Origin of the sequence: Flavobacterium sp. KACC 22758 (assembly GCF_028736135.1) — a bacterium.
In the GTDB taxonomy this organism is placed as follows: Bacteria; Bacteroidota; Bacteroidia; order Flavobacteriales; family Flavobacteriaceae; genus Flavobacterium; species Flavobacterium johnsoniae.
In genome coordinates this window covers 1,363,474-1,384,392 of record NZ_CP117878.1, presented here as the reverse complement: position 1 = coordinate 1,384,392, position 20,919 = coordinate 1,363,474, and the positions used below count along the sequence as shown (strand labels likewise).

At 33.3% G+C, this 20,919-nt stretch carries 19 protein-coding genes; 11 read left to right on the top strand and 8 right to left on the bottom strand.

From position 1 onward, the window contains the following. The first annotated feature begins 14 nt into the window (after window positions 1-14). The 7 genes from PQ462_RS05840 (at window position 15) to abc-f (ending at window position 5,838) form a co-directional block, all read left to right on the top strand. Entirely contained in the window at window positions 15-1,202 is a 1,188-nt protein-coding gene (locus PQ462_RS05840) for a hypothetical protein (RefSeq protein WP_274252711.1), read from the top strand. A gap of 142 nt (window positions 1,203-1,344) precedes the next feature. After that, window positions 1,345-1,671 carry an ArsR/SmtB family transcription factor gene (locus PQ462_RS05835; protein ID WP_012024216.1) on the top strand — a complete coding sequence of 109 codons (327 nt, stop codon included), beginning with the start codon at window positions 1,345-1,347 and terminating at the stop codon, window positions 1,669-1,671. Next, on the top strand, window positions 1,661-2,161 hold the full coding sequence (locus PQ462_RS05830; RefSeq protein ID WP_274252710.1) for an SRPBCC family protein: 501 nt from the start codon (window positions 1,661-1,663) through the stop codon (window positions 2,159-2,161). The genes PQ462_RS05835 and PQ462_RS05830 overlap by 11 nt, the downstream gene beginning before the upstream one ends. Before the next feature lie 41 nt (window positions 2,162-2,202). Continuing rightward, window positions 2,203-2,706 carry an SRPBCC family protein gene (locus tag PQ462_RS05825; RefSeq protein WP_274252709.1) on the top strand — a complete coding sequence of 168 codons (504 nt, stop codon included), beginning with the start codon at window positions 2,203-2,205 and terminating at the stop codon, window positions 2,704-2,706. An 89-nt stretch (window positions 2,707-2,795) separates the two neighbouring features. Beyond that, complete coding sequence (locus tag PQ462_RS05820) at window positions 2,796-3,662, top strand: alpha/beta hydrolase (protein WP_274252708.1); 867 nt, start codon at window positions 2,796-2,798, stop codon at window positions 3,660-3,662. A gap of 65 nt (window positions 3,663-3,727) precedes the next feature. After that, the gene (locus PQ462_RS05815) at window positions 3,728-4,096 is read left to right on the top strand and encodes a nuclear transport factor 2 family protein (protein ID WP_012024212.1); all 369 of its coding nucleotides are present in this window, start codon (window positions 3,728-3,730) and stop codon (window positions 4,094-4,096) included. A 152-nt stretch (window positions 4,097-4,248) separates the two neighbouring features. Continuing rightward, window positions 4,249-5,838: a ribosomal protection-like ABC-F family protein gene (gene abc-f, locus PQ462_RS05810; RefSeq protein WP_274252707.1), complete on the top strand. Its 1,590-nt coding sequence runs from the start codon at window positions 4,249-4,251 to the stop codon at window positions 5,836-5,838. Window positions 5,839-5,945: 107 nt separating this feature from the next. Here the strand turns inward: abc-f and PQ462_RS05805 are convergent, their stop codons facing one another. After that, window positions 5,946-7,481, bottom strand: coding sequence for a YifB family Mg chelatase-like AAA ATPase (locus PQ462_RS05805; RefSeq protein WP_274252706.1), 1,536 nt, complete (start codon window positions 7,479-7,481; stop codon window positions 5,946-5,948). Between the two features lie 153 nt (window positions 7,482-7,634). On the opposite strand from PQ462_RS05805, the gene PQ462_RS05800 reads away from it, so the two are divergent. Further along, window positions 7,635-8,336: a DUF1963 domain-containing protein gene (locus PQ462_RS05800; RefSeq protein ID WP_274252705.1), complete on the top strand. Its 702-nt coding sequence runs from the start codon at window positions 7,635-7,637 to the stop codon at window positions 8,334-8,336. Here PQ462_RS05800 and PQ462_RS05795 read toward each other — a convergent pair whose 3' ends face one another. Beyond that, window positions 8,337-9,299 (bottom strand): Gfo/Idh/MocA family protein, encoded by a 963-nt coding sequence (locus tag PQ462_RS05795; protein ID WP_274252704.1) that lies wholly within the window; start codon window positions 9,297-9,299, stop codon window positions 8,337-8,339. Window positions 9,300-9,616: 317 nt separating this feature from the next. Between PQ462_RS05795 and PQ462_RS05790 the strand changes: the two genes are divergently transcribed. Further along, window positions 9,617-10,933: an ammonium transporter gene (locus tag PQ462_RS05790; protein ID WP_012024207.1), complete on the top strand. Its 1,317-nt coding sequence runs from the start codon at window positions 9,617-9,619 to the stop codon at window positions 10,931-10,933. A 226-nt stretch (window positions 10,934-11,159) separates the two neighbouring features. Here PQ462_RS05790 and PQ462_RS05785 read toward each other — a convergent pair whose 3' ends face one another. The 3 genes from PQ462_RS05785 to PQ462_RS05775 all read right to left on the bottom strand — a co-directional run bounded on the left by PQ462_RS05785 (window position 11,160) and on the right by PQ462_RS05775 (window position 16,085). After that, window positions 11,160-13,247, bottom strand: a complete 2,088-nt coding sequence (locus PQ462_RS05785; protein WP_274252703.1) for a protein-disulfide reductase DsbD family protein — start codon at window positions 13,245-13,247, stop codon at window positions 11,160-11,162. Then, window positions 13,247-14,557: a tRNA lysidine(34) synthetase TilS gene (gene tilS / locus PQ462_RS05780; RefSeq protein ID WP_274252702.1), complete on the bottom strand. Its 1,311-nt coding sequence runs from the start codon at window positions 14,555-14,557 to the stop codon at window positions 13,247-13,249. Before tilS ends, PQ462_RS05785 begins: the two co-directional genes overlap by 1 nt. A gap of 229 nt (window positions 14,558-14,786) precedes the next feature. Beyond that, the gene (locus PQ462_RS05775; protein ID WP_274252701.1) at window positions 14,787-16,085 is read right to left on the bottom strand and encodes an anthranilate synthase component I family protein; all 1,299 of its coding nucleotides are present in this window, start codon (window positions 16,083-16,085) and stop codon (window positions 14,787-14,789) included. 177 nt (window positions 16,086-16,262) lie between these two features. Between PQ462_RS05775 and PQ462_RS05770 the strand changes: the two genes are divergently transcribed. Then, window positions 16,263-17,177 carry a DUF4349 domain-containing protein gene (locus PQ462_RS05770; protein WP_274252700.1) on the top strand — a complete coding sequence of 305 codons (915 nt, stop codon included), beginning with the start codon at window positions 16,263-16,265 and terminating at the stop codon, window positions 17,175-17,177. A 211-nt stretch (window positions 17,178-17,388) separates the two neighbouring features. Next, window positions 17,389-17,763, top strand: coding sequence for a DoxX family membrane protein (locus PQ462_RS05765; RefSeq protein WP_012024202.1), 375 nt, complete (start codon window positions 17,389-17,391; stop codon window positions 17,761-17,763). Between the two features lie 55 nt (window positions 17,764-17,818). Here PQ462_RS05765 and PQ462_RS05760 read toward each other — a convergent pair whose 3' ends face one another. The 3 genes from PQ462_RS05760 to PQ462_RS05750 form a co-directional block, all read right to left on the bottom strand. Continuing rightward, window positions 17,819-18,361, bottom strand: coding sequence for a lipocalin family protein (locus PQ462_RS05760; RefSeq protein WP_274252699.1), 543 nt, complete (start codon window positions 18,359-18,361; stop codon window positions 17,819-17,821). Between the two features lie 178 nt (window positions 18,362-18,539). Continuing rightward, a complete protein-coding gene (gene lpdA / locus PQ462_RS05755) occupies window positions 18,540-19,943 on the bottom strand; it encodes a dihydrolipoyl dehydrogenase (RefSeq protein WP_274252698.1) in 1,404 nt (467 codons plus the stop codon). Window positions 19,944-20,349: 406 nt separating this feature from the next. Beyond that, window positions 20,350-20,808 (bottom strand): Lrp/AsnC family transcriptional regulator, encoded by a 459-nt coding sequence (locus PQ462_RS05750; RefSeq protein ID WP_274252697.1) that lies wholly within the window; start codon window positions 20,806-20,808, stop codon window positions 20,350-20,352. Window positions 20,809-20,919: the final 111 nt, after the last annotated feature.

The window sequence follows — 20,919 nt, the reverse complement described above, 5'->3', positions numbered from 1 at the left end:
AATTAAAGAATGCCATGCAAAAAATTACCCTTTTATTTTCTATACTATTTTTAGCTCTTTCGTCATGCGGAGTTAAAACAACACAATCTATGCTGAGTGACGGAAATTACGACGGCGCCATCGACAGAGCGGTCGAAGCACTCCGAACCAAAAAAGATTCTAAAGGAAAACAAGATTATGTTTATCTGCTGGAAGAAGCATTTGCAAAAGCCAAAGACAGAGATTTACGCAATCTTGAAATGATCACAAAAGAAGCAAATCCTGCAAATGCAGAACGTATTTACAATACATATTTACAACTTAATAATCGTCAGGAAAAAATTCGCCCTTTACTGCCTCTGCCTTTATTGAAACAAGGAAAAAACGCTTATTTCCCATTTGATAATTATTCAGATCAAATTGTAAGCAGTAGAAATGCACTTTCAAAATATTTATATGAAAATGCTTCGGCTCTTTTAAAATCTAACAACAAACTCGATTTTAGAAAAGCCTATGATGATTTTGCGTATTTGGAAAGCATCAACCCAAATTACAAAAACACTAAAAAACTGATGGACGACGCCCAGTTTAAAGGAACTGATTTTGTAGATGTTTACGCGAAAAATGAAACCGAAATGGTGATTCCGAAATTACTTCAGGAAGACTTACTGGATTTTAAAACTTACGGATTAAACGATAAATGGACGGTCTATCATAATGCCAGACAAAAAAATATAGTGTACGACTACAGCCTGATTATCAACTTTAGACAAATTCTAATTTCGCCGGAACAAATAAAAGAAAAGGAATTCATTAAAGAAAGACAAATAAAAGATGGTGTAAAAACACTTGTAGACAGTCGCGGAAGACCTGTAAAAGACAGTTTAGGCAAAGAAATAAAAGTTGATAATTACAGAACACTTCGTGCTAATATTTACGAATTCAGACAATTTAAATCCTGTCAGATTACAGCAAAAGTTGATTACATTGATATAAAAACAAATCAGTTAATCCAGACTTTCCCGGTAAGCAGTGAATTTGTTTTTGAAAATATTTATTCGACTTACAAAGGCGATAAAAATGCATGCGAAGACAATTATATCTCTTATTTTAATAAACGCGCCGTTCCGTTCCCTAATAATGAACAAATGGTTTATGATACGGGAGAAGACCTGAAAGCGAGACTTAAAGATATTATTGTCAAAAATAAATTTAGAAGCTAAATTAAAACTAGGAAAAGGTGCATTTTATGCGCCTTTTTTGTTTCTATAAAAAATCCTCAATTAAAAAAATCATAAAAAAGAATTGCGCAACCAAAAAGTTGCTTATATTTGCAACTGATTAGTTGCGTAATTTATATTTAAAATGAAACGAGATATATTTCAGGCTATTGCCGATCCAACCCGAAGAGCGATTTTAGTTTTAATATCTGCCAATGCATTAACACCAAATGCTATTGCAGAACAATTTAATACTACACGTCAGGCAGTTTCAAAACATATCAAAATTTTAAATGAATGTGAATTATTAGATGAAAAAAAAGTGGGCAGAGAAATTTATTATCAGCTCAAAATCGAAAAAATGAAAGAAGTTGACCAATGGCTCGAACAATTCAAAAAAATCTGGGAAAGCCGTTTCAGCCAGCTGGATCAAGTATTAATGAATCTAAAATCTAAAGAAAATGAAATCTAACCTGTTAATGAATTTTACTGTAGACAAAGAAAATAAGACTGTAAACATCAAACGTGAATTCGACGCATCGTTATCAAATGTTTGGTCAGCCTGGACAGAACCTGAAATTTTAGACCAATGGTGGGCGCCGGCTCCGTATAAATCTAAAACCACAAGTATGGAATTTAAAGAAGGCGGAAAAAGATTGTATGCCATGGTTGGTCCTGAAGGCGAAGAACGCTGGAGTTGTTTTGAATATACTTCGATTTCTCCAAAAACAAATTTTAAACATTCTTCTACTTTTTGTGATGCCGAAGGGAAACCAAATTCTGCTTTTGCAAGTTCATACTGGGATTTAACCTTTTCAGAACAAGGCGACTTGACAGTTGTAGACATTGCCATAACACGAGACAGCTTTGAAGAAATGGAAAAATTAATCGAAATGGGTTTCAAAGATGGAATCACAGCGACAATGCAAATTTTGGATAAAATCTTTGAAGCAAGAAAATAACAGTTTAATAAAGTAATAATGAATTTAAAATCGAGAGAATTATGAAATCAAATCTTTTAATGAATTTTACTGTAGATAAAGAAAATAGTACTGTAAATGTAAAACGTGAATTTGATGCTTCATTAGCAAACGTTTGGTCGGCATGGACAGAACCAGAAATTTTAGATCAATGGTGGGCACCGGCTCCGTGGAAATCCAAAACAAAAAGGATGGATTTTAAAGAAGGCGGACGCAGACTTTATGCCATGATTGGGCCAGAAGGCGAACAACACTGGGCAATTGCCGATTTTACTTCTATCAGCCCGAAGACTAATTTTAAATATCTGGATGCATTCAGTGACAGTGAAGGAAATTTAAATACCGAATTTCCGCGTTCAGACTGGAATGTAAATTTTTCTGAACAAGGCGGTTCTACCTTCGTTGATGTTGTAATAAAACACGAAAAACTATCTGATTTGGAAATGATTATTCAAATGGGCTTCAAAGAAGGTTTCACCATTGCAATGGAAGGATTAGACAAAATTTTTGCAGAAAAAGCAAAATAAATAAGTTTGAATGCTATAAAAGACGAAAGCTGCAAAAAATAAATTGTAACTTTCGTCTTTCTTTTTACAAATCATTTTTACTTCAATCAATGAACAAATTTTTAATCACACTTTTAATTTTATCCTCCCCTTTCCTTTTCAGCCAAAACAACAAATCTAAAACTACAGAAACAGCTAAACCTTTTGTATTAGGCGTTATCGACGAAATACAGTCAAAAGAATTAGGCGAAAACAGAATCCTGAACATTTATCTTCCAGAAGGCTACAACCCAAAAGATGCAGAAAAATATCCCGTAATTTATTTATTAGACGGTTCTGCCAATGAAGATTTTATTCACATCTCAGGTTTAGTTCAGTTTAATAGTTTTGAATGGATTAATCAGGTTCCAAAATCAATTGTGGTAGGTATTGCAACGGTGGACAGAAAAAGAGATTTTACTTTTGCAACAACTCTTGAAAAAGATAAAAAACGTTTTCCAACAACCGGACATTCTGATAAATTTATTGCTTTTATCGAAAAAGAATTACAGCCTTTTATTGATAAAAAATACAAAACAACTGAATCAAAAATGATTATAGGACAGTCGCTTGGCGGATTATTAAGTTCTGAAATACTGCTTAAAAAACCATCGCTTTTTAACAAATATGTTATTGTAAGCCCAAGTATATGGTGGGATAATGGTTCTATACTGAATATAGATTCACAAATTCTTCAGGAAAATTTTAAACAGCCTACAGAGATTTATATTGCAGTGGGCAAAGAAGGATTAACTCCAACCGAAATCCCAAGAGTTATGGAAGTTGATGCCAATTTATTAGCCGAGAAAATACAGGCTTCTAAAAGCAAAAACATTAAGGTCTTTTTTGATTATTTTCCTAATGAAAACCATGGAACAATCCTGCATTTGGCCGTTTTTAATTCTTTTAAATTCTTTTATCCTCAAACAAAAGAATAAAGGGGATTTTAGAAATATTCCAAAAAATTGTAATTTTATAATCTATTGATTCATAATTCCTTATCATGACACCAAATAAACAAACTGTAAACGAATATATGGCTGCTTTTATGGTAAGCGATCACGCAAGAATCCTTGCTTGCCTTACTGATGATGTTGTTTGGGAAATGCCCGGAATTTATCAGCATGTGGGCAAAGAAGCTTTTGACAAAGAGATTGAAAATGACAATTTTGTTGGAAGTCCAACAATTCAGATTATTAAATTAATTGAAGAAAATAACATTGTAATTGCCGAAGGTGCAGTTCAGGGAAACATGAAAAACGGCGGCAAACTGGATGCCGTTTTTTGTGATGTTTTTGAAATGGAAAACGGAAAAATCAAAAAGCTTACCTCCTATTTAATGTCAAAAAATGCCAATTTAAAATTTGAGTAATCTGGTATTTAAATCTTAAAAAATATTTTTTATATCTTTGCATCACTAAATAAACCGCACAAACTCTATGTGAATAAAAATTTCTTTCGGACAATTTTAAGGTAAGCTGAAAATCGGCTTACATATTTGTTTATCTCCTAAAGAAAGAAATCATGGTTATTTTACAGAATATCTCATACCTTCATTCAAACAAAGATTTGTTGTTTGATAAAATTACCTTTACAGTTAATCCTCACGAAAAAATTGCTTTAATTGGCAATAACGGCGTTGGTAAATCAACTTTATTAAAAATTATTGCAGGCGAATTACAACCTGCCGACGGAATATTAAAAACCAATTCTAAACCTTATTATCTGCCGCAGATATTCGGACAATTTAATCATCTTACAATTGCTCAGGCATTGCAGGTTGAAGACAAACTGAATGCGCTTCAGGAAATTCTTAACGGAACTGTTTCCGAAGAAAACCTCAACACTTTAAACGATGACTGGACAATTGAAGATCGCTGCAATGAAGCATTAAAATATTGGCAATTGCAGGATTTAAATTTGAATCAGAAATTGGAAACACTGAGCGGCGGGCAAAAAACAAAAGTTTTTCTGGCCGGAATTTCAATTCACGAACCTGAACTTGTTTTGCTTGATGAACCGAGTAACCATTTGGATATTTCGGGCAGAGAATTATTGTACAATTTTATAAAAAGCACTTCTTCAACTTTAATTGTTGTGAGCCACGATCGAAAACTGCTTAATTTACTGAATCCGGTTTGTGAATTATCCAAACACGGAATTACAGTTTATGGTGGTAATTATGATTTTTATGCCGAACAAAAAGGAATAGAAAACAATGCTTTAAGTCAGGATATCCAGAGCAAAGAAAAGGCTTTGCGCAAAGCGAAAGAAAAAGAACGCGAAACTCTTGAACGTCAGAACAAACTGGATTCACGCGGTGAAAAGAAACAAAAGAAAGCCGGGGTTTCCAGAATTATGATGAATACTTTACGCAATAATGCCGAAAACAGCACGGCAAAAACGAAAGGTGTTCATGCTGAAAAAATTGGCGGAATCTCAAAAGATTTACAAGAATTGCGATCGTCTTTACCGGATATTGATCAAATGAAATTTGGTTTTGACAAAACGAATTTACATAAAGGAAAAACACTTTTTACAGCAGTTGAAATTAATCACAGTTACGAAAATCAGTCTCTATGGAAAAACCCGCTAAGCTTTCAAATTCTGAGTGGTCAGCGTTTAGCACTAAAAGGTTTAAACGGTTCTGGAAAAACGACACTAATTAAAATTATCATGGGCGAATTGAAGCCCAAAACTGGAACTTTTCAAAAAGCTGATTCGAAGATTATTTATATCGATCAGGATTATTCGCTTATAGAAAACGAAATTACGGTTTATGAGCAGGCTCAGAAATTTAATTCATCAGGTTTACAGGAACATGATATCAAAATGAAACTCAACAAGTTTTTGTTTTCGCAAAATGACTGGAATAAACCTTGTGCTGCTTTAAGCGGAGGAGAAAAAATGCGTTTAATGCTTTGCTGTTTAACAATTAATAATCAAGCTCCTGATATTATCATTCTAGACGAACCTACAAATAATCTTGATATTCAAAATATCGAAATCCTTAACACTGCAATTAATGAATATACAGGAACTTTAATTGTGGTTTCGCATGATGTTCATTTTTTGGAAGAGATAAAAATTGAAGATTTTATTGAACTGAATTAAAAGTGCTGCTTGCCATTTCGAGAAGCTTTGTCAAAGTTTAGAACTTTGACAAAGTTTTTTTATAATGCTTCGAATCTAAAATCTGAATTCTAAAATCTAAAATTAATTTATCCCAGCCATCCTTCGCGATCCAGACTTCGATATTGAATTGCTTCAGCGATATGCTGCGAAATTATATTTTCTGAATTGTCTAGATCGGCAATTGTGCGTGCTACTTTCAGAATTCTATCGTAAGCTCGGGCAGAAAGATTTAAACGTTCCATTGCGTTTTTAAGCAGTTCTTTTGACTGCTCGTCTAAGGCACAAAACTCACGGATTAGTTTACTGCTCATTTGTGCATTGTAGTGGATATTTTCTACATCGGCAAAACGTTTAGTTTGAATTTCGCGTGCTGCAGTTACGCGCTTACGAATTTCTACACTGCTTTCGGCTTTTCGGTCGTCTGCTAATTTATCAAACGGAACAGGTGTAACTTCAATATGAATGTCAATTCGGTCTAAAAGCGGACCGGAAATTTTACTCATATAACGCTGCATTTCGTGCGGAGAAGAAGTATTTGGCATACTTGGATCATTAAAAAATCCACTCGGACTCGGATTCATGCTTGCCACCAGCATAAACGATGACGGATACGTCACCGTAAATTTAGCTCTCGAAATAGTTACTTCACGGTCTTCTAACGGCTGTCGCATTACTTCTAAAACATCTCGTTTAAATTCCGGAAGTTCATCCAAAAACAAAACACCGTTATGTGCCATCGAAATTTCTCCTGGCTGCGGATAACTTCCTCCTCCAACCAATGCGACATTTGAAATTGTATGATGCGGACTTCTAAATGGTCTTTGATTCATCAACCCAACTTCTTTTAGTTTTCCGGCTACACTATGAATTTTAGTGGTTTCAAGCGCTTCACGTAATGTCATAGGCGGTAAAATACTCGGAACTCGTTTTGCGAGCATTGTTTTACCTGCACCAGGAGGACCAATTAAAATAATATTATGTCCTCCAGCAGCAGCGATTTCCATACAGCGTTTTATACTTTCTTGCCCGCGAACGTCAGAGAAATCAAACTCAGGAAAATCCAGAGTTTTGTAAAATTCAGCTCTGGTATCAATTATCGTTGGCTGGAGAGTTCCTTTTCCAGCAAAAAAATCAATTATTTCCTGTAAATTAGAAACTCCGTAAACATCTAAATCAGATACAATTGCTGCTTCTTTCACATTTTGAATCGGTAGGAAAAAACCTTTATAACCTTCCTCTTTTGCTTTTATAGCGATAGGTAATGCACCGCGAATAGGCTGTAAACTTCCGTCAAGAGAAAGTTCGCCCATAATAATATACTGTTCAATTTCGGGCGCTTTTATCTGGTCTGAACCCACTAAAATTCCCATCGCCAGCGGTAAATCATACGCAGAACCTTCTTTTCGAAGATCAGCAGGCGCCATATTTATAGTGATTTTTTTTCCCGGAAAACTTAATCCGTTATTTTTTAAAGCTGCTGCAATTCTATAACTGCTTTCTTTTATGGCATTATCCGGAAGTCCAACTAAATGATAACCAATTCCTTTATCCATATGCACTTCAATTGTAATGGTTGTGGCCTCAACTCCAAAAACGGCACTTCCGTAAACTTTTACTAACATAAAAACTCATCTATTATTAAAGAGTAAAAGTATTACAATTAGAAATAAATCTAATTATATTTGTAAATATTTTATTACTTTTTATTTTTACAAAAATAGATTTTTAACTTAGAGAATATATTTAAATTTACTTTTCTTTTAAAATCAGTGACAATGGATGAAATAGAAAAAATAAAAAATGTACTGGCAAAAAATGCGACAGAATTTATAGCTGGCGGGTTCAAGCCAACTAATTCAATTACTGAAAGCTGGATTGGAAAAGTTTATTTATATAATGAAAACGAACAAATTCCATTAGATCAAAAAGGGAACTTAATGCTTCCTTTATTTCAATTATATTTCGATCAGTTTCCTTTTGTACCCAACATTTTAAAAGAAACAAAAATTATTACCGTTTTTATATCTCAGGATTTCCCAATGGATTTAACGCCTAACGGAAATAATTGGGTTTTGCGCGAATACAAAAACACAGATAAAATTGTTATAAAGGATTTACAAAATGATGTATCGTTTATAAAAGCTTTTCCTTTATCTAATAAATTAATTGAAGAAGATTATCCGGTTTGGGAAGATGCTTCCGGAATTTCAGATGAAATCACAGACAAAATACTGGAACTGGAAGACTCTGGCGCTATTGACTCTTATTATGATTTTTTTGAAAACAGGAATGGTCATAAAATTGGAGGATATGCAAGCTATCGTCAGTCAGGAATTGATTTTGGCGAAGATTATGAATTTGTATTTCAAATTTCTTCTGATGAAAAAGCAAACTTAAATATCATTGACAGCGGTAACTTCTATTTTGCTAAAAATAGAAAAACTGGTGAATGGATGTATTATATTGATTTTTACTGATTATGATTTATTCTTAACTTCCTCCACTATCTCACTCAAATCCAAACAATTTTGATGTGACCAAAGTTTACTTTCAATTTCATTATTCAAAATACAATGGTGGCATTCGATAATTTCATGTGAATATCCTTTTCCTAAAGCAGGCAGCGTAAAAGCCGCTTCTTTTTTCTCATTTATAAATAAAGAATAACCATCAGCAATAAACCACGGAGCATTTAATTCTATTCTTCCTTTTGTTCCAGAAATAACCGCTTTCATATCAGATTCTGAAACAATAGAAGCATGCAAAACCGATTGTGCCGATTCGTATTGTAATATCATAGAAGTCTGCAGATCAATATCATTTTTATGTTTAACTGCTTTTGCTGCGATCTCTTTTGGTTTTCCTAATAGTATATAAGACAGAAATAAAGGATAAACACCAATATCAAATAATGCGCCGCCGCCTAATTGTTTGTCAAAAAGCCTTTTGTTTTCTGTTTCACTTCCGTGAAAAGCAAAATCAGCTTTTATATAGTTTACGTTTCCAATAATTCCGTTATTAATTTTCTGCAAAACATCCTGAACCGAAGGAATAAATCTCGTCCAAAAAGCTTCCATAAAAAACTTATTGTATTTTCTCGAAGCTTCGATCATTCTTTGCGCATCTTGAAAAGATAACGACATTGGTTTTTCGCAAAGCACATGTTTTCCTTTCTCTAAGGCTTTTATTGTCAATTCGGCGTGCGAATTATGAGGAGTTGCCATGTAAACGATTTCAATTTCTGAATCTTCAAAAAGCAAATCATACGAATTATACATTCTTGATGCATTAAACTTTTCTCCAAACAGTTCAGCTTTAGAAAAATCTCTGGAAGCAACAGCCGTCAACTCAGCATTTTCGATCAACAACAAATCTGATGCAAACTGATGTGCAATATTTCCAAGCCCCACAATTCCCCATTTAATTTTTCTGTTTTCCATTCTTAAATTATAATCATCAAAATTGTTAAAAAGTTTAAAAAAAACTTCTTCGTTACAAAAATCAAGACGCTATTAAACAACAAATATCCATTATCCTACAAAAAATAGCAACCAATTACCCTAAAAATTATCAAAAATGACAGTAAGTGAAAAAAAAATGCTGCCAAAATGTAAATTTTAAGTTTGTTTTAAGAAATTCACGCAAAATCATAGGGGTTAAATTTTAAATTTAACAAAAATTAAACAACAACCCCTATTTTTTTATGGGGTATTAAATGATTTTATACTTTTATCAAAAATTTTAAAACTAAATAACTATGCGAAAAATTATTTTAAGTGTGATTCTTATCACTATTTTGGTACTAACCTTTATATCAAATTTCATCATTGCCGATAACCCAATTCCGGCTGAAGCTGTAAAATTTGATACAGGAGATACAGCTTGGATGATCGTTGCAACTGCTTTTGTTTTGTTAATGACGCCAGGATTAGGATTTTTCTACGGAGGAATGGTAGGTAAGAAAAACGTAATTAGTACTATGCTTCAAAGTTTTATGGCAATGGTAATTGTTACTATCTTATGGACTGTTGTTGCTTTTGGACTTGCTTTTGGACCTACTATTGGAGGAATTATAGGAAATCCAACTTATAATTTATTCTTTGAAGGAGTTGGAACTAACACTGCATGGAGCCTTGCACCAACTATTCCTTTTATATTATTCGCATTATTTCAGGCAAAATTCGCTATCATTACTCCTGCTTTAATTACAGGTGCTTTTGCAGAACGTGTACGTTTCTGGGCTTATTTGTTATTCATGGTTTTATTTATCTTATTCATATACACACCACTTGCTCACATGACCTGGCATCCTGATGGAATTTTCTTTAAAATGGGAGTATTAGACTTTGCCGGAGGTACAGTAGTACACATGAGTGCTGGATGGGCTGCATTGGCTGGAGCTATTTTCTTAGGAAAAAGAAAAATTCAAAAAGTTAACCCTGCAAGAATTACTTATGTATTATTAGGAACAGGTTTACTTTGGTTTGGATGGTTTGGTTTCAACGCCGGATCTGCATTAGGAGCAAATGGTCTTGCTGCTCAGGCTTTAGGAACAACTACAGTTGCTGCTGCTGCTGCTGCAATGGCTTGGGTTTTCCTTGATAAAATTTTAGGACACAAACTTTCTGCTCTTGGAGCTTGTATTGGTGCAGTTGTAGGTCTTGTTGCTATTACGCCTGCTGCTGGTTTCGTAAGCATTTCTCACGCAATCTTCATTGGTTTATTCTCTGCAATTGTGAGTAACCTAGTAGTTAGTAAATTCCCTAAAGGAAAAATCGACGATGCTCTTGATGTATTTGCTTGTCACGGTGTTGGTGGTATGGTAGGTATGTTATTAACTGGAGTTTTTGCTTCAAAAGCTATTAACCCTGCTGTTGGTGACAATCAAGGTTTAATCTTCGGAACTCCTACTTTATTCATCAACCAGTTAACTGCTTTAGTTGCTGTTTCAATCTTCGCTTTTGTTGGTTCTTATATTTTATTCTTTGTAGTAAATAAAATTACTCCTCTAAGAGTTACTGAAGAAAAAGAAGAGTTAGGATTAGATATTTCTCAACACGGAGAGTTCTTATAAGAATTAATTTTCCCCTTTTTCCCTTAAATAAAAAAGCACTCTAAGCTATAAATTTAGAGTGCTTTTTGCTTTGAATTAAATCCCTTTTATTTTTTAGATTTTTAACTATAATCTTAATTCTTAATTCTTAATTCTTAATTCTTAATTCTTAATTCTTAATTCTTAATTCTTAATTCTTAATTCTTAATTCTTAATTCTTAATTCTTAATTCTTAATTCTTAAATGATTATTTAAAGTTAGAAATTCCTTCTTTCAGCCAATGTAAATATTCATCTGCGCTTACATAACTTATTGTTGGCTTAGAAGCATTTAAATTGTTTCCTTCTAAATCTGTAATCACATATAAAGGCTGTGTATTTGTTTTATATTTAGAAATCATGAAATCAGTCCATTTATCTCCAACTGTAATGATTTTATCTCCGGATTTAGTAACAAATTGTTCTTCTTTTGGCAATTCACGTTTATCATCTACATAAAGCGAAATCAAAACCACATCATTTTTTAGAATTGGAAGAATTGTTGGTTCTGACCAAACATTGTTTTCCATTTTTCTACAGTTTACACAAGCATAACCTGTAAAATCGAGCATAATTGGCTTTTTAATTTCTTTTGCATAAGCTAATCCATCTTCATAATCATGAAAAACCATAATACCATGCGGACCTAATTCTGCACCTTCAGGAAGTCCTTTTATTGATTCTGAAGAAACAGCTCCGTTACCAGAACCTCCTACTCCAAAAGGACTTTCGCTATATTGCGGCGGCGGTGGAAATGCGCTGATTAATTTTAACGGTGCTCCCCAAAGTCCAGGAATTAAATACATTGTAAACACTAAAGTAAGTAATCCTAAATACAATCTTCCAACCGAAATATGGTGCGTTGGACTATCATGAGGCAAAGTTATTTTTCCGAATAAATATAAAGTCAAAGCTCCAAAAATTGCAATCCATATTGCGATGAAAACTTCTCTTTCTAAGAAATGCAATTGAAGAACTAAATCAGCATTTGATAAAAATTTAAATGCTAAAGCTAATTCTAAAAACCCTAAAACTACCTTTACGGTGTTTAACCATCCGCCAGATTTTGGCAGTGAATTTAACCAGCCCGGGAACATAGCAAATAACATAAATGGAAGCGCTAATGCGGATGAAAAACCAAGCATTCCAACTACGGGAGCAATTCCTCCGTTTGAAGCTGCTTCAACCAATAAAGTCCCCACAATTGGTCCTGTACAAGAGAATGATACAATTGCCAAAGCCAAAGCCATGAATAATATCCCGATCAACCCGCCTTTATCTGCCTGTTGATCTGCTTTATTTGCCCAAGAATTTGGAAGCATAATTTCGAAAGCACCCAAAAATGAAGTAGCAAAAATGATTAAGATTACAAAGAAAATCAGGTTAAACCAAACATCTGTAGACAATGCATTCAAGGCATCGGCACCAAATATTTTAGTTACTATAAGTCCTAAAATTACATAAATTGCAATAATAGAAAGTCCGTAAATAATAGCATTTCTAATTCCTTTTGCACGACTTTTACTTTGTTTTGTAAAGAAACTAACCGTCATAGGAATCATTGGGAAAACGCAAGGTGTTAACAAAGCAGCAAATCCAGATAAAAATGCAATAAAAAAGATTGACCATAAACTTCTTGCTGGTGCTGGAGCCGGAATGTCTCCTTTCGCTTCATTTTCAGCTTTTACAGTGTGGTCTTCAGTTGCAGCTGTTTCTTTTTTAATAGTATCAACTGCTAAACCAGCCGTTTTTGTTTCGTCTAATTTTGCTTCTGACACAACAGGAAGGGCTTCATCTATTTTAAAAGTTGAAGGAACAGCAATCGAGAATTTCTTGCTTGAATTGATACAAACTTCTTTACAAACCTGAAAATCAAAATCTACATCTACCGTTTTTAAATTCGGATTAATGATTTTTATTTCTTGTTCAATATGTGCTTTTCCTTCAAAAAAAGTTTCATCTACTCCAAAAACGTCATTATAAGCCGTTCTCGTTTTCCCTTCTTTTGCTTTTCCAACTAATTCGTAGTTTCCTTTTTGGTTTTTAAAAGAAATTTCAAGTGCAAGAGGTCCGCCGTCTGGTGTAAACTGCGAATACATGTGCCAGTCTTTTTCGATTGTTCCATCAAAAATTAAGACGGCATTGTTTCCTTTTTTCTCAATTTTAGAAGTCCATTTTACAGGCTCTAAAATTTGAGCATTTCCTGCCAAAGTAAAAAAGAACAGCAGTAAAAAGGCGGTTATTTTATTCCAGATACTTCTTGAAAGTATCGCTCGATGATTTTGATTAAAGTTCATTATTGCAATTCTATTTTAAGTATTTTATTTGTGGTATTTTTTATTTTAAAACGTTCGTCCTGTCTAATTCCAACAATCCAGACTATTTGATCATCAGAAGACAAAATCCATGTTTTTTCTTTTTCGATCAGGGACATTTTTTCGTCTTTAAAAAGTTTGCTTACTTTTTTAGACTTACCATTCATTCCAAATGGCTGGAAAACATCGCCTTCATTCCATTTACGTAATTTCAAAGGAAACTGGATTTTTTCAGCGTCGACAAATATAGTTCTATTTGAACCGAATGTTGTGTGACCTACGTTACAAAGTGTCATTTTTAAGGGAAAATTAACTTCTGTATCGTTTTCATAAATTTCGAATTCTTCTTTTTCTGATGTTTCTGAAATTGGAGTCAAAATCAAAATTTCGCGATTTTTAAGCAGTCTGAATTCATCTGAAAAAACTTGTTTTCCAGATTGTCCTTCAACCAAATCATAAATATCTTTCCATGCCGAAAATCCAAATTCATTCAGCCATTGATACAAATATGATTTATAATTTGGAAGTTTTTTTAGCTGGTTTAAATCGAAATGAATGTCGTCTCCGGCTTCTTTCGCAACTTGCTGATAAATCACAATCGAAGCATCTTCTACCATTTCTTTTGATTCCTGCAGAAAAGATTGTGTTTTTTGAAAAGCATCCAAAAAATTAGGATTGATTTGTTTTAAAACCGGAACTAAATCATGACGAATTTTATTTCGAACATATTTAATCGAAGCATTACTACTGTCTTCACGCCATTCGATATTATTATCCTGAGCGTATTTTAAAATTTCTTCTCTTGAAAATGGAAGTAATGGACGAATAATTTTATCGTTTTGTTCCGGAATTCCGGTTAAGCCGTCTAATCCGGTTCCACGGGTTAAATTGATGATAAAAGTTTCCAGATTATCATCGGCATGATGGGCTGTTAAGAGATAATCGAAGTGTTTTTCTTCTAAAAGCTCATAAAACCAACTGTATCGAAGCTCTCTTGCCGCAACTTGTATCGAAAGCTTGTAATCTTCTGCAAACGCCTGAGTATCAAATTGAGTAGTAAAAATTTTGATGTTATTTTTATCACAATAGTTTTGAATAAATTCCTGATCGCCAAAACTTTCCAATCCCCTAAGCTGAAAATTACAATGTAAAACAGCAATCTCATAGTTTAACTGCTTAAACAAATGCAGTAAAACCATACTGTCTAATCCTCCGCTTACAGCCAGAAAAAGCTTTTTCTGTTTTAAGAAAGGAAATCTGGATACGATATGATTTTGAAATTTTGAAAGCATTCGATAAAAGTAAAAAATTAAATTCGATCTATTTTTAAATGAAATGTTAAGCGGATTTTTTCTGCCGCGAATTGCACAAATTTCCACAAATTTTTCCCTTTAAAAAATATAGGCACTAAAATTAGCCACAGATTAAAGGATTAAAATGATTAAAAAATCTGTGTAAATCTTTTTAATCTATGGTAAAAAAGTAATTCGTGCAAATTCGTGCCATTAGCAGCGAAAAAAATTATCGCAAAACTTCGTGCATTGCTCTCGCTTTCAGTAAACATTCTTCGTATTCTTTTTCAGGGACCGACTTAGATGTTATGGCGCTTCCTACTGAAAACGAAACATATTGTTTTTCCTGATTGTATAATATGCTTCTAATTACCACATTAAAATCAAAATCACTTTCTGGCGTAAAATATCCTACAGCACCACTGTAAAGTCCACGTTTAGTTTCTTCCACATTTTCAATAATTTTCATTACCGAAATTTTTGGTGCTCCAGTCATGCTCCCCATTGGAAAAGTAGATTTTAAAACATCTACAGCTGAATATTGTTTATCTAATTTTGAAACAACAGTCGAAATCATTTGATGCACCTGCAGAAATGAATAAATACCGCAGAGTTCTTTTACCTCAACAGAACCTTTTTGAGCTGTATGCGAAAGATCATTCCGTACCAAATCAGTTATCATAATATTCTCTGCACGTTCTTTTTCATCTGAAGCCAGCGTGGCTTTTGACTCTTCATCTTCTACAGGGTCTGCAGCTCTTTTTGAAGTTCCTTTTATGGGCTGGGAAATAATAGTTTCTCCAACTTTTTTTAAATAGCGTTCCGGCGATGCCGAAAGCAGAAAATGTTTATGATTTTTAAAGAAAACCGAAAATGGCGCCTGCGAAATTTCATTTAGTTTTCTGAATTTTTCCTGAGGATCTATAACAGCATTTTCAGCATAAAATTCCATACAGAAATTGGCTTCATACATATCACCAATATGAATATGATGAAGCATTTGGTTTACTTTTTCTACGTATAAATCTTTTGAAATACGCTGTTCAATTTTTAAAGGTGCAGAACTTTCAGCTTTTGTCCCGAAGCTTCGGGATTGACTTTCAACTATCTCATTAAAATCATCTTCAAATTCATCATCACAAAAAAGCAGATATTGTATTTCCAGTTCATTTCCTTTAAGCAGAAATACTTTTTTGGGCTGAAAGAAAAACAAATCCGGAAATTCTAATCCGTCAAAATTGTTGGATCTTAAATCTTCAATATCATTTTTTAAATCATACGACAGATAGCCAAACAACCAGTCCTTAGTGGTTTGCTGGTATTGTTTTAAATCTTCGAATGCATTATGAAAATCAGTTTTAATTGATGTAAAAGCATCAACAGCAAGAATACAGTCAAAACTTGAATATTGCTCAGGATAGCCATTGCCTTCCAGAAAAACAACCTCTCGAAACTGCTGTGACCAGCTTAATAGCTGCTGTTTAAAATCAAAAGGATTTGAAATATGTTTATGAATAGAAACTCTCAAAAATGATATTTTTTAAACTTCAAAATTACAACAAAAAAAATCCTTCGATAAAAAGAATATCTTAAAATTATTGGCACGCTTTTTAGTATATCGTTTTTGAATCGATTCATGAAATATTTTACACAATTAGAAACCTTTAACCAACAAACGTTCATTTTAATCAAATTTTTAACCTTTATGAAAACAATTGTAAAATTAGGATTGACCGGCTTAGCCATCATAGTGCTGCTTTTTTCCTGTAAAAAAGCCGAAAATACATCTGCTGAAAATGCCTATGCGGCAGGAAAATCAACAGCTGATTATGCCTCAGCAGACAGCACAGCAGTTTCATCATCTGCAACAGTCGAAAACAAAGACAGTAAACAAAAATTTATCAGAACTGCAGATCTTAAATTTAAAGTCAAAAATGTTGTAAAATCAACTTATGCAATCGAAAATGCAGTTCAAAAATTTGGAGGTTTTGTAACCTATACGAATCTGCAAAGCAATATTCAGGGCCAGATCAGCACTAAAATCAGTCAGGACAGCACTGTGGAAACAACTAAATTTACAGTAGAAAATAATATCACAATCCGAGTTCCTAATACGCAGCTGGATACAGTGATTAAAACAATTGCGAGACAAATTGACTTTTTGGATTTTAGAGTTATTAAAGCAGATGATGTCTCTTTAAAACTTTTAAGTAATCAGCTTTCGCAAAAACGAAACAGCGAAAGTGCCAGCCGAATAGAAAAAGCAATTGACAATAAAGGCAAAAAAGTAAATGATATTGTTGATGCCGAAAATACATTGGCAAATCAAAAAGAAGCAGGCGACAATGCTTTAGTAAACAATCTTTCTTTAAAAGATCAGATTAATTTCAGCACAATTACTTTACAGCTTTATCAAAACCAAACAATAAAACAGGACGTAACGGCAAGCGAAAAAGACAGCAGCAGCTATAGACCTAATTTAGGAATTCAGATTTTAGATGCCTTAAAAAACGGCCTATATATTATTGAAGCAGTCTTTATATTTTTCCTTAATCTGTGGCCGTTTATATTGATTGGTATTGGAGGTTATTTTGTTTATAGAAAATATTTCAAAAAATAATCAAAACTGTTAAAATACAACATTTTAGTAAGAAAAAAAATCATTATATTTGATATAGCATTAAACTAATCCCAAAATAGAATATTATTGATTGTTAAATTCTCAAAAAAAAGCTGGCTTAAATAAATTTTCAGTTTTGATTGATGAATATAGATTTTGCGTTTTCAACCCACTAATTATATCATTTAACCTATTTTAAATTCTAAGTATTATGAAAATTGCTACTATCATTGTCCGCGTTTTAATCGGCCTTCTTTTGCTGTTTGCTTCAATTTCGTTCTTTTTTAAACTCGCGCCGGAACCAGAAACAACAGGTAATTTTAAGGCATTTAATATGGGATTAGTTGCTTCGACTTATTTATTGCCTTTGGCAAAAACAGTTGAATTGCTTTGTGGTCTTTCATTTGTTACAGGTCGTTTTGTGACTTTGGCAAATATTCTGATTTTACCTATTACAATCAATATTTTGTTTATTAATTATTTCCTTGCGCCAGAAGGTCTGCCAATTGCTGTATTGCTTTTCCTTGGAAATTTATTTTTGATTTACAGATATTGGGATAATTATAAAACTGTATTTACTCCTTGATTCATACAGATAAAAATAAAAAACGCCGATATTTAAAAATATCGGCGTTTTTTATTTAATTCAACTTATCATGTTTTACCCAAACCAAATCAGTTACTTTGTATCCAATTTCCTGAGCTTTGATAAGAAAATCTGCTTTTACACTTTCCGGAATTGTTTTTTCTCTGGAAAGTATCCACATATATTTTAAACTTTCTCCAGCTACAAGTGCATATTTATAATCAGGATCGATTGCTACGACATTGTAACCAGAATAAAAAGGACCAAAAAATGAGACTTTTAGCATACCAATGTTGTCTTTTTTGACAAATTTAGCTTTCCCGACACTTTGTTCCCATTTGTCTTTTTTGACATTATAGCCCTTATTATCGACTTTTATAGTTTTATCTTCGTTTAAAGAATACTCGGCTGTTACATTGTTCAAATCTCTTTCCCATTTATAATCTAATCTGGCAATTTCGTACCATTTTCCGAGATATTTTGCGCTGTCAAAGTTTGTTAGAGCTTTTGCTTTCTCTGGAATTCCTCCTCCGCAAGAATACAATGCGAGACCAATTCCTGCTCCAATCAAAACTGGAACTATATATTTACTTTTCATAATACTATCTTTTTAATTATCATAAAGATAGCACCTGAAATCTATATCTAATTTACAAAATTATTCTTCAGGTTTACATTTTTTGGCTCAAAATTTTTACTCTTATTTTTAAAAATGGTGTAATTAAAAAAACCATCAAATTTCTCTGATGGTTTTTGAAATATGATTTAACGTAAAATTATACGTGTAAAGCTCTATTTTCTGTAGCTGCCAATGCTGCTTCTTTTACCGCTTCGGCAAAAGTTGGGTGTGCGTGGCTCATTCTTGAAATATCTTCAGCAGAAGCTTTAAATTCCATTGCAGTAACCGCTTCAGCAATTAAATCTGCTGTACGAGCACCAATCATGTGAACTCCTAAAACCTCATCTGTTTTTTCGTCAGCAAGGATTTTTACGAATCCGTCTAAGTCGGCACTTGCTCTTGCACGTCCTAATGCTTTGAATGGGAAACTTCCAGATTTGTATTTTACTCCAGCTGCTTTCAATTGCTCTTCAGTTTGTCCAACTGCAGCAACCTCTGGCCAAGTATATACTACTCCAGGAATTAAGTTATAATCGATATGTGGTTTTTGACCTGCTAAAATTTCAGCAACCATTACTCCTTCTTCTTCTGCTTTGTGTGCTAACATCGCGCCGCGAACAACATCACCAATTGCGTAGATATTTGGAACGCTGGTTTGTAAATGATCGTTTACTTCAACTTGTCCTCTGTCTGAAATTTTTACTCCAGCTTTGTCAGCGTTTAATCCGTCTGTGTAAGGACGACGACCAACAGAAACTAATGAATAATCTCCTTCAAGAGTAATAGTTTCTCCTTTTGCATTTTCAGCCTGAACTATAACAGCATCGCCGTTTCTTTCTACTGATTTTACTTTGTGAGAAACATAGAATTTCATTCCTTGTTTTTTCAATACTTTAGTCAATTCTTTAGAAAGAGCTCCGTCCATTCCAGGAATGATTCTGTCCATGAATTCAACTACAGAAACCTGAGCTCCTAAACGAAGATAAACTTGTCCAAGCTCGATTCCGATAACTCCACCACCAATAATAACTAGGTGTTTTGGAACTTCTTTTAAAGCTAAAGCTTCAGTAGAAGTAATAATTCTTTCTTTATCAATTTTGATGAATGGTAAAGAAGATGGTTTTGATCCTGTAGCAATTACAGTATATTTTGCTTCGATAGTTTCTGATGTTCCGTCAACTTTTGCAACAGCAATGTGAGTTGCGTCTACGAATGAACCTAAACCATTAAAAACAGTAATTTTATTTTTTTCCATTAAGTAGTTAATACCACCTACTGTTTGATCTACAACAGCTTGCTTGCGTGCGATCATTTTCTCTAAATTGATTTTTACATCGCCGGAAACTTCAATTCCGTGATCTGCAAAATGAGCAATTTCAGCATAATGATGAGAAGAAGATAATAATGCTTTTGAAGGAATACAACCTACGTTAAGGCAAGTTCCGCCTAATGAATTATATTTTTCTACAATTGCAGTTTTGAAACCTAATTGTGCGCAACGAATTGCTGATACATATCCTCCAGGACCTGAACCTATAATGACTACGTCAAATGAACTCATAGTATTTTGTTTTTATTTTAGCGGTTACAAAATTAAGCAATAAAGTTCTGTTTAAAGTTTAATTTTCAATGTTTTTTGCGTGAAATTTTGGGTTTAAGTTTTACCGCAAAGAGCGCTAAGAATTACGCGAAGGTTCGCAAAGTTTTTGTTTTTTTAGTCTCGCAAAGACGCGAAGTTTTTTGTAAAAGTGTTGAATCAATAGCGTCCAGCTTTAGCTGGATGGAGAATAATGTCATTACGAAAGGCTTTAGCCAAACTGACTAAGATTTGGCTAAAGCCTTTTTCTGCATAATTCTAAAACCTCCAGCTGAAGCTGGAGGCAATTCAATTAAAAATTTGCGACTTCACATCTTTGCGAGATTAAAAAAGAAACCTTAGAATCTCAGAACCTTAGCAACTTAGTATCTTAGAACGAAATCACCGTCGAATTCTTCACTTCACTAATCATAAACATGCTTTGTGTACTTCCAATATGCTGCAATGAAGTAAGTTTAGTTACTAAAAATTCGCGATACGCTTCCATATCTTTTACCAGAACTTTTAAAATATAATCGTAATCGCCGCTTACATGATGGCATTCTAAAACTTCATTTAGTTTGATGACTTCACTTTCAAATTTGGTTAAGAATTCTTTTGTGTGCTGAATGAGTTTTAAATGACAGAAAACTACAAATCCTTTTTCGATTTTGGATTTATCGACTAACGCGACGTAGTTTTTGATTATTCCTTCGCGTTCTAACTTTTTAATTCTTTCATATACCGCTGTAACAGAAAGATCAAGTTTTAAGGATAATTCTTTGGTTGTTTTTTTACTATCGGTTTGTAGTAAAACCAAGAGTTTTTTATCTGTAGCGTCTAAAGCCATTATAGTTGATGGTTTTGGTTAATTGTTGATAGTTTATCTAAATGATAGAAAATCTATTTAAATGCTTTATATGAATCAAATTTAGATTAAAAATCATTAATAACATATTTT

Excerpts from the sequence above, each read along its gene's own strand:
- PQ462_RS05800 (WP_274252705.1), top strand. The coding sequence starts at position 7,635 with ATGGATGAAATAGAAAAAATAAAAAATGTACTGGCAAAAAATGCGACA.
- PQ462_RS05795 (WP_274252704.1), bottom strand. The coding sequence starts at position 9,299 with ATGGAAAACAGAAAAATTAAATGGGGAATTGTGGGGCTTGGAAATATT.
- PQ462_RS05760 (WP_274252699.1), bottom strand. The coding sequence starts at position 18,361 with ATGAAAAGTAAATATATAGTTCCAGTTTTGATTGGAGCAGGAATTGGT.
- PQ462_RS05840 (WP_274252711.1), top strand. The coding sequence starts at position 15 with ATGCAAAAAATTACCCTTTTATTTTCTATACTATTTTTAGCTCTTTCG.
- PQ462_RS05765 (WP_012024202.1), top strand. The coding sequence starts at position 17,389 with ATGAAAATTGCTACTATCATTGTCCGCGTTTTAATCGGCCTTCTTTTG.
- PQ462_RS05770 (WP_274252700.1), top strand. The coding sequence starts at position 16,263 with ATGAAAACAATTGTAAAATTAGGATTGACCGGCTTAGCCATCATAGTG.
- PQ462_RS05825 (WP_274252709.1), top strand. The coding sequence starts at position 2,203 with ATGAAATCAAATCTTTTAATGAATTTTACTGTAGATAAAGAAAATAGT.
- PQ462_RS05815 (WP_012024212.1), top strand. The coding sequence starts at position 3,728 with ATGACACCAAATAAACAAACTGTAAACGAATATATGGCTGCTTTTATG.
- tilS (WP_274252702.1), bottom strand. The coding sequence starts at position 14,557 with ATGCTTTCAAAATTTCAAAATCATATCGTATCCAGATTTCCTTTCTTA.
- PQ462_RS05820 (WP_274252708.1), top strand. The coding sequence starts at position 2,796 with ATGAACAAATTTTTAATCACACTTTTAATTTTATCCTCCCCTTTCCTT.
- abc-f (WP_274252707.1), top strand. The coding sequence starts at position 4,249 with ATGGTTATTTTACAGAATATCTCATACCTTCATTCAAACAAAGATTTG.
- PQ462_RS05805 (WP_274252706.1), bottom strand. The coding sequence starts at position 7,481 with ATGTTAGTAAAAGTTTACGGAAGTGCCGTTTTTGGAGTTGAGGCCACA.
- PQ462_RS05790 (WP_012024207.1), top strand. The coding sequence starts at position 9,617 with ATGCGAAAAATTATTTTAAGTGTGATTCTTATCACTATTTTGGTACTA.
- PQ462_RS05750 (WP_274252697.1), bottom strand. The coding sequence starts at position 20,808 with ATGGCTTTAGACGCTACAGATAAAAAACTCTTGGTTTTACTACAAACC.
- PQ462_RS05785 (WP_274252703.1), bottom strand. The coding sequence starts at position 13,247 with ATGAACTTTAATCAAAATCATCGAGCGATACTTTCAAGAAGTATCTGG.
- lpdA (WP_274252698.1), bottom strand. The coding sequence starts at position 19,943 with ATGAGTTCATTTGACGTAGTCATTATAGGTTCAGGTCCTGGAGGATAT.
- PQ462_RS05835 (WP_012024216.1), top strand. The coding sequence starts at position 1,345 with ATGAAACGAGATATATTTCAGGCTATTGCCGATCCAACCCGAAGAGCG.
- PQ462_RS05830 (WP_274252710.1), top strand. The coding sequence starts at position 1,661 with ATGAAATCTAACCTGTTAATGAATTTTACTGTAGACAAAGAAAATAAG.